7 protein-coding genes and 1 pseudogene are annotated in these 7524 nt (G+C 63.4%); 4 read left to right on the forward strand and 4 right to left on the reverse strand.

The features are described from left to right. Positions 1–181: 181 nt before the first annotated feature. Both JYJ84_RS23320 and JYJ84_RS23325 read left to right on the forward strand, forming a co-directional pair. On the forward strand, positions 182–850 hold the full coding sequence (locus JYJ84_RS23320; protein WP_240201893.1) for an ABATE domain-containing protein: 669 nt from the start codon (positions 182–184) through the stop codon (positions 848–850). A gap of 123 nt (positions 851–973) precedes the next feature. Next, positions 974–1285 (forward strand): hypothetical protein, encoded by a 312-nt coding sequence (locus JYJ84_RS23325; RefSeq protein WP_122944158.1) that lies wholly within the window; start codon positions 974–976, stop codon positions 1283–1285. Between the two features lie 191 nt (positions 1286–1476). On the opposite strand, the gene JYJ84_RS23330 is transcribed toward JYJ84_RS23325, so the two are convergent. The 4 genes from JYJ84_RS23330 to JYJ84_RS23345 form a co-directional block, all read right to left on the reverse strand. Beyond that, positions 1477–3276, reverse strand: coding sequence for a flotillin family protein (locus JYJ84_RS23330; RefSeq protein ID WP_236027715.1), 1800 nt, complete (start codon positions 3274–3276; stop codon positions 1477–1479). A 90-nt stretch (positions 3277–3366) separates the two neighbouring features. Then, positions 3367–4026, reverse strand: coding sequence for an OB-fold-containig protein (locus tag JYJ84_RS23335; RefSeq protein WP_174962386.1), 660 nt, complete (start codon positions 4024–4026; stop codon positions 3367–3369). Between the two features lie 33 nt (positions 4027–4059). Then, positions 4060–4758: a PspA/IM30 family protein gene (locus JYJ84_RS23340; RefSeq protein ID WP_122944155.1), complete on the reverse strand. Its 699-nt coding sequence runs from the start codon at positions 4756–4758 to the stop codon at positions 4060–4062. A gap of 66 nt (positions 4759–4824) precedes the next feature. Continuing rightward, entirely contained in the window at positions 4825–5328 is a 504-nt protein-coding gene (locus tag JYJ84_RS23345; RefSeq protein ID WP_089449711.1) for a hypothetical protein, read from the reverse strand. 519 nt (positions 5329–5847) lie between these two features. Here JYJ84_RS23345 and JYJ84_RS37910 point away from each other — a divergent pair. Together JYJ84_RS37910 and JYJ84_RS23355 are read left to right on the forward strand one after the other, a co-directional pair. Further along, complete coding sequence (locus JYJ84_RS37910; protein ID WP_236027717.1) at positions 5848–6027, forward strand: MbcA/ParS/Xre antitoxin family protein; 180 nt, start codon at positions 5848–5850, stop codon at positions 6025–6027. 838 nt (positions 6028–6865) lie between these two features. Beyond that, positions 6866–7524 (forward strand): annotated as a pseudogene (locus JYJ84_RS23355) (hypothetical protein); the annotation flags it as partial.

Here is a 7524-nt window from a genome sequence, read left to right on the forward strand (position 1 = left end):
AGGCCGAGGCTGCTGGGCGCGGCGATGAACTCCACCGGCCGGGTGCCGCCGGTTTGCGAAGGGTCGGCCCGCAGGCCGGGTAATGCCGTCGACGTCGCCATGCGCTCTCCTCGCACAAGTACCGGTTACCGGATGTGCTAACCTTTTAAACAACGATCAAAGGTTAGCATCAATTCAGCTCATGTCCCGCATTTCACCGGTTATGGAAGCGCACGTGTTCGAGGCCCGCGATTTCGTCGGCGGCCACCCCGTCCTCGATTTCATCAACACGGTGACCGGCCGCGATCGGACGCCGCGCGACTGGCTGCCGGATTACGACGCCTGGCTCGCGTGGCTCGCGCGATCGTCGGTCTGCTCCGCGTCCGACGTGGAACAGCTCGCGGCTCGCGCAGCCGAAGCGCCGGGCACCGCCGAGCGCGCACTGCGTGACGCGAGGCGCCTGCGTGAAGCGCTGTTCGGCATAGTCGGCGCGCGCTCGCATGGCGCGCCGGTGGCCGCGGCGGATCTGGAAACGCTGGAGCGGGCATGGAAGCGCGCGATGAACGGCCGGCGGCTGATCGCGACAGCCGGGCGCATCGGATTCGACGATCCCGCTGATCCGGCGGACCTGCACCTGCCCGCCCACCGGCTCGCGCTCGATGCGGTAAAGCTGCTTGAAGCGTTGCCCGACGGACGGCTGCGGATGTGCGCGGGTTCGAATTGCGCGTGGCTGTTCATCGACCGCTCGAAGACGGGGCGCCGCAAGTGGTGCGACATGGCGACTTGCGGCAATGTGGCGAAGGCACGGCGGCACTATCGCGCGGTGCGGCGCGCGCCGGATGGTTCGACGAGCCACGACGCGCCCGAATGACGGCGGACGGCCGTTGCCAAACACCGAAAACGCCTGCATCCTGCCGGCGACGCGAATCCGGCGGCCCCGCCCACGCGATAACCTGCTCCTCGCCACCGTCCATCAGAACCTGAACCGCTTGCCATGACGTCTCCCGATCCGAACCTGCGACAGATCATCGTCCTCGTCCCCTACTCGCTGCTGTGCCTGCCTGCGAGCATCACCGTCGCGGGCTACGCCGCGCTCGTGAAGACGCGCGACATTTCGCACTTCGAGGGCGGCGCCGGCTACGCATGGCTCTGGCTCACGATCGTGCTGACGCTGGTGTTCTATCCGGCAGGAATCGGGATCGGCGTGCTGCTGCGGAAAAGACTCGCGATTCTGGTGGCCATCATGGTGGCGTTCGCCGCGTTGTCGGTGCCGACGTTCAAGGCCGCCTACGAGTTGCTGAGCTAGCCGGTGCGAAGAACATGAGGCTTGCCGCCGTCGCGGGTGGGCGCTGAAACAAGACAGGCCCGATCGCACGATCGGGCCTGTCTGACGCCGGCGGGAACGCAAGGCAGGCGCGACGAGGCTTCGTCGCGCCGCTCCAGCCGCGTCCAACCCGCTGCTACCGGGCCGGGCCGGCGTGCCCCACACCCCGCGCGTTATGCCACTGCGCCGTCGGCTTTGGGCGATGCACCGCCGACCGAGTGGACGGTGACCGGTGCGGGTGCCGATGCATAAGCCGGTGCGTGTGCCGGTGCCGGTGCGTGTACCGGTGCCGAGGCGTGTGCCGGTGCCGACACCTCCGTCCCGACACCCGGCACGAGCCCTTGCAGCGAACCGCCGGACAACCCGATTTCACCGAGCAGCGAATCGATCAACGGCGCATGTGCGCGATAGGACAACGCCGCGGACATCGCCTGCTCGGCCAGATTGCTGCCGTTGGCGGCAGGCGTGACGCCATCCGCGGCCGCGCCGCCACGGTTGAGCCCGTCGACCTGGATGATCTTGATGCCGTCGATTGCCTTCATCGGCTCGACCGTCTGCTGGATCACGGCCGGCAGTGCCTGCAGCAACGCCAGCTTGAACTTGAGGCTCGTCTGGTCCGACGACAGCGCGTTGATCGCGTCGTTCAGCGCACGCTGCGCTTCCGCTTCGGCGAGCCCCTTCTTGCGCGCAGCCTCGGCCAGCTCGACCATCGCGGCGGCCTGCATCTGGGCCGCATCGCGTTCCGCTCGTGCCTGCGTCGTGATGTGGACGGCCTGCGTTTCCGCCTCCTGCGCCGCCTCGATCAGCGCGACCTGCTTCGCCCGGTCGGCTTCCGCGGTGCGGCGCGTCGTCTCGACCTGCTGCTCGGCCCGCACCGCATCCGCGAGCGACTCGCTCGCGCGCGCCTGCGCCTGGGACTGCGCCTCGGACTTCTCCGCGATCACGATGGCCTTTTCCTGCTGCGCGATTTCGGTCACCTTCGCCTGCTCGATCGCCGCCATCTGCGTGACGCGCGCCTGCTCGATCTCCTTCACGCGCACTTCGCGCTCCGCCTCCACCTTGCGGGTGCGCACTGCCTGCTCGCGCTGGATCTCCGATTCCTGAATCTGCCGTTCGGCGCCGATCCGGCTCTGCTCGGCCTCCTGATGACGCTCGGCCTCGTACGCGGCGATCCGCGCGTTCTGCTCGGCCGTGCGCGTCTTGACCTGCTGCTCCTGCTCGAGCTTCATGAACGATTCCTGCTGATCGATCTCGAGCTTGCGGGACAGCGCGTCGCGGTTCTTCTCGCGCACGGCCACCTCGGTGTCCTGCTCGACCTCGTTGCGCTCCTTGCGGCGGCGTTCGGTTTCCTGCGTGAGCTTGGTCAGGCCTTCGGCGTCGAACGCGTTGTTCGGGTCGAAGTATTCCTTCGACGTCTGGTTGAAATTGGTCAGCGACACACTTTCCAGTTCCAGGCCGTTCTTCGTCAGATCTTCCGCGACCGTGTTCTGCACGCCCTGCACGAATTTCTCGCGGGCGTCCTGCAGGTCCTGCATCGTCATCTGCGCGGCGGTCGAGCGCAGCGCATCGACGAATTTGTCGTCGACGAGCGCGCGCAGGTTTTCCGGCGCCAGCGTGCGCTGACCGAGCGTCTGCGCGGCGGTCGACACGCCCTCTTCGGTCGGCGCGACCCGCACGAAGAACGCCACGACCACGTCGACGCGCATCCGGTCCTTCGTGATCAGGCTGTCGCGCGTCGCGCGGCTCACTTCGAGCTTCAGCGTGTTCATGTTGATCGGGATCACTTCATGAAACACCGGCAGCACGACCGCGCCGCCGCTCATGATCACTTTCTGCCCGCCGAGCCCGGTGCGGACGAACGCGCGTTCCGCCGACGCCCGCACGTAAAGACGCGCGAAGATCATGCCGATCACGCAGATACCCACCACCACTGCCAATGCGACAGCGCCCCAGAATGAGAGTGCATTCATCATGATGTTTGTTCGACTCCTGTGTACGGATGGTGACAGCAAGGTGCGCCAGTCCGCGCCGCTCTCAACGGCAGCGGGCTGGTAAAACGGGATTCAGAGCAATTCGGGCCTGGGATTCTCGATCGCGTGATAACGCGAACCCGAAATGCGCGACACGAGCAGGACCGTCGTGCCTTTCGCGAACGTCCGGCCGGCCTCGTCCGGTTCGACGCGGACGTAGTGCTGCTGGCCATGCTCGTCGACGAGCCGTGCTTCGGCCGGATTGCCGAGCGACGCTTCGCCGGTGACGATCCGTGCGGTGCGGCCGATGAAATCGGCTTCGGATACCGCGGTGGTCTCGGTCTGCGGGAGAAAGCGCGCGAAGAATTTGCCGGTGTGACGCACGAACGGCAAGGCCGCAAGCACGGCCAGCACGACGGCCAGCCCGGTGGGCATCGTGAGGCCCGCGACGGCCTGCATCGACGTCTGCAACGCGAGCCCGACCACCGAAAAGCCGAGCAGGAAGAGGATCAGCAGGATCAGCAGTGGCACCCTGCCCACGTGCAGCCAGCCGAGAAACTGGCCGACGACGCCTGCGTCGGGGCCGCCATCCGCGTGATCGAGACCGAAATGCAGGACCAGCAGGTTGCCCGCATGCTCGGTCAGGCTGAGCCCCATCAGCATCGACACGCACTCCAGCACGCCGATCACGATCATCAGCCCGATCGCAACGATGAACGGCGCATTGCCCGGCAGCATCAGTGAAGAAGTCATTGTTGTTTTGCTCTCAGGTTCGGGGGCGAATCATCAAGACATGTCGTCCGCCAGCTTGCCAGATTGCGACTTCAAGCGGGCGACGCGCTCCTCGATTCGCTGTTCCTTGTGCAGGGTTTCCAGACGATGCAGCAGCGACGGATCGGCCGACGATGAACCGGTGCCCAACCCGACCGCCCCGGTCGCGCCGGCCATCGTCCGGTTGAACCCCTGCTCGAGCTGCTCGGCCCTCGGGTCGACGCCCGCGCCCGCCGGCCCTTCCGTCCGGCGCTCGCCGTCGCCGGGCGCGCGCGCCGCGATCAGTTCGCGAAGCCCCGCTTCCATCTCCGCGCGTTTCGCGCGCAGCCCGAGCAGGTCCGCCTCGGCGGCCTGCGCGCGCTCGCTCGCGTCGTGAAGCGATTGCTGGAGCACGCCGAGTTGATCCTCGAGCTCGATCTGCCGCTCCGCGCCGGCACGCACGGCCGCATCGTCGTTGCGGGCCAGCGCGGTGCCCAGCAGGTCGTTCAGTCGTTCGATCTCGTTGTTGATGCGCGCGATCGCCTTGGCCGCCTGGTACCGCGCCGCTTCGTGCCGGCCCAGCGCCACCCGCGCCTGCGCGATCACATCGTCGAATTCGCGCAGGTACTGCTCGAGAATCGCTTGCGGCATGCGGTTTTCCAGCGAACCGATCAACGCATGCACGTTCGCGGTCATCAACCGTTTGACTCGGATACCGAAATGTTCTGTCGTCACGACTTGTCACTCCTTCTGGGATTCAAGCGGGCCGGCCGGCCGCCTGACGCCGGGTTCGCGGGCCGCTCACGAATGGGCCTGAGCCGGTTGAATGAGGCTCGCCAGCTCCTTGACCTCGTGCACGTACGGATCGAGCACGTCAGGATGATAGGCGGGAGGGTTGCCGGTCACGGCCAGGCGCAGCAGGCCGAGCAGCACGCGCATGCTCTTCGCGGTCAGCCGCGCCTCGAGTTCGCCAGCCGCCTCGCCGATCGGTTTGCCCGGCGGCGCCGCCGTCACGAGGCTGGCCATGAGTTCGGGGAGTTGCGCGGCGAGCAGCGTCACGATTTCCGAGCGGTGATGCGTCGCGTGTTCGTACGCGTCGATCGCGTCGAGCACGGGCCGAACCTGCTCCCTGAACAGCGCGGCGCAGCGCACGAAGTCATGCGCGCCCTTGACGCGGCGGCGCGCGTCGGCGATCAGCGCGCGAATCTTGTCGCTCGGACTCGTCGCGTCGGGCAATTGCAGCTCGACCAGCCACGCGAGGTCGTCTTCCGGAATTCGTACCGATACGGTTTGCATGACGTCCATCCCTTCGAATCGATGACTCAAAGCATAGTGCGCTCGTATGCAAATGTATACGTTTGTATTTCGAGATAGATGCGCGGCTTCCGGGCGCGAAAAACAAAAAGGGCTCGATCTTGCTGAGACAGGGAGCATATTTTTTCCATGGCTGGAACCATATCTCTGCACTGACGCCCCGTCAGTTGGCCCTCCGAATCTGTCCTCGATGACTCGGTCTGAACCATATATTTGCACTTTGTCAAAATGCGAACGAATTCATTGCACTTTGTTCAGCCAAGGGCGAATCGGCAATGCATTCACTGATCTCCCGGCATGCGTCGGAGGAGCTAGGCTTAGAAATAGATCTGTCCGGCGCCTTGTTAAGCATCGGATCCGATATCGGCGCACGACCGAAGCCAAGTCGACAACGAGGTATATATGTCCATCACCAGGAAGGACGGCATCAAGGACTCGCCACCATTGAGTTCACATCCTCACAGCATCCCACCCGCCGTCATTGAAATGCTGACCGCACAGGTTCAGAGGATGGTCGATGAGTCCGGGAGTTCGGACAACTTTGATGCGCAATCATGGCTCCTCGACTGGCTTCATTCACCAGTTCCGGCTCTCGGTGGGCAATGTCCGGCAGACTTCCTTCACACGCCTGCGGGAATCGATCTTGTTTCGAGACTGCTCGCGAGCGCACAATCCGGAGCTTATTGGTAAGTCGACCACACGGCCTGACAGCACGGCCCCGTTCCATTTAGGACGCCAGGATTGCCTTAGCCCTCGACCGTCCTAGCCCTCGTACCCAGAAGGCGCGAACTGGACATATGGGATCGGGCAGTGTTACTCCACGTCATAGGCTTCTTCAACGTTGGCCGAATTCGGCTGCTGCCGTTTGGCGGGAATTCGAACACGCCGTTCGAGTTGATCCGTTATCGGCCAGCGATAGGGTGTCGATGCCGACGATGCACCGCTTCTCGTTGAGCCACGATATCCGCTTTTACTTTGAATTGGGGCCCCAATCGGCTTCGCGCATGCCTGTCCCCGAACGCCGTCTCCGCTTGCTCCCGAAGTCCTCCGTCAAAGCCATCGTCGACCGACGCTGATCGCTCGCCCAAGTTGCCGAGCAATGTATCGTATAAGCCATTTTATACAATAAAATCATAGCCTTAGTTTGACTGCGCGATATTCTTCGCGCTATCGTCGCATCTTCAGACGCTCGCGTAAAAGTACTGCGAGCGCCGTGATACGCGACGCTACACTCCGCGTGCAAAACCCGTTTCAATCGGACCCCTTACTAATTTGGAGGAAATCCAGCATGGAAGGTTGATCGCGTGCGGAAACACAAAGGGCCCAGCCGTTGGCGCGGCTGAGCCCTTCGAAAAAACGGTGCATCCATGAAGGTGGATAGGCACATTCTAGCGGCCGACAGCACGCTGTCAAGGCTACTGGGAGTGTTTTTTCTCGTCGTTTCCGCCCCCATTTATTTCATCGAGCCCCTCGTCAGCCATGTCGGCTGACGAGGTGGGGCTGCGCATCCTCTCAACAGGAGGTTTACGTGCTCAACGACGACGAACTACAACAACTATTTGACACACTCGGTACGCCGGACCAAGGACAAAAGGCAATCCGGTGGATCCGCTCCAACTCCCCGGTTCGCAGGACAGATGGCGGGAGCATCAGCAATTCGGTGAGATATTCCAGCCTCAAGATGGGAACAACGGTGGATTGCGAGGCGTACCACACCGAATATGCTGCTGCTGCGACATGGGATCACGACGATGAAACCATCGAGTTCTATGGGCAACCCTACCACCTGACCGTCGTACAAACCGCGCCGAGCGGGCGCCGGTCCAGCTTTCAGTATGTCCCTGATTTTTTGCGCGTCACTCGAGCCGGTTTCCAGTTTGTCGAATGCAAGCTCGAAGAAGATCTGGTCAAACTGGCACGAGAAAAACCTCACATGTACACGGTTGATCAGTCCGGCGCATGGCGCCGGATTGCGGCCGAGGAGGCAGCCGCCGAACTTGGGGCGACCTTCGTTATCCGTTCATCGCGCGAAAACGCATGGGCGCTCATCGAGAACCTTGAGTTTTTATTCGACTACAAGGCGTGGAAGCCCTTGAACGATGTGTCGAAAATTGCCAGCCTCCACGAACGCGTCGCGTCTCGCCCGTGGAGCACTATCGCTTCAGTACTCAATGACCTTCCTGATAT

The sequence above is a fragment of the Burkholderia sp. LMG 13014 genome (assembly GCF_905232215.1).
Classification (GTDB): domain Bacteria; phylum Pseudomonadota; class Gammaproteobacteria; order Burkholderiales; family Burkholderiaceae; genus Burkholderia.

Excerpts from the sequence above, each read along its gene's own strand:
- JYJ84_RS23325 (WP_122944158.1), top strand. The coding sequence starts at position 974 with ATGACGTCTCCCGATCCGAACCTGCGACAGATCATCGTCCTCGTCCCC.
- JYJ84_RS23330 (WP_236027715.1), bottom strand. The coding sequence starts at position 3,276 with ATGATGAATGCACTCTCATTCTGGGGCGCTGTCGCATTGGCAGTGGTG.
- JYJ84_RS23345 (WP_089449711.1), bottom strand. The coding sequence starts at position 5,328 with ATGGACGTCATGCAAACCGTATCGGTACGAATTCCGGAAGACGACCTC.
- JYJ84_RS23335 (WP_174962386.1), bottom strand. The coding sequence starts at position 4,026 with ATGACTTCTTCACTGATGCTGCCGGGCAATGCGCCGTTCATCGTTGCG.
- JYJ84_RS37910 (WP_236027717.1), top strand. The coding sequence starts at position 5,848 with ATGGTCGATGAGTCCGGGAGTTCGGACAACTTTGATGCGCAATCATGG.
- JYJ84_RS23320 (WP_240201893.1), top strand. The coding sequence starts at position 182 with ATGTCCCGCATTTCACCGGTTATGGAAGCGCACGTGTTCGAGGCCCGC.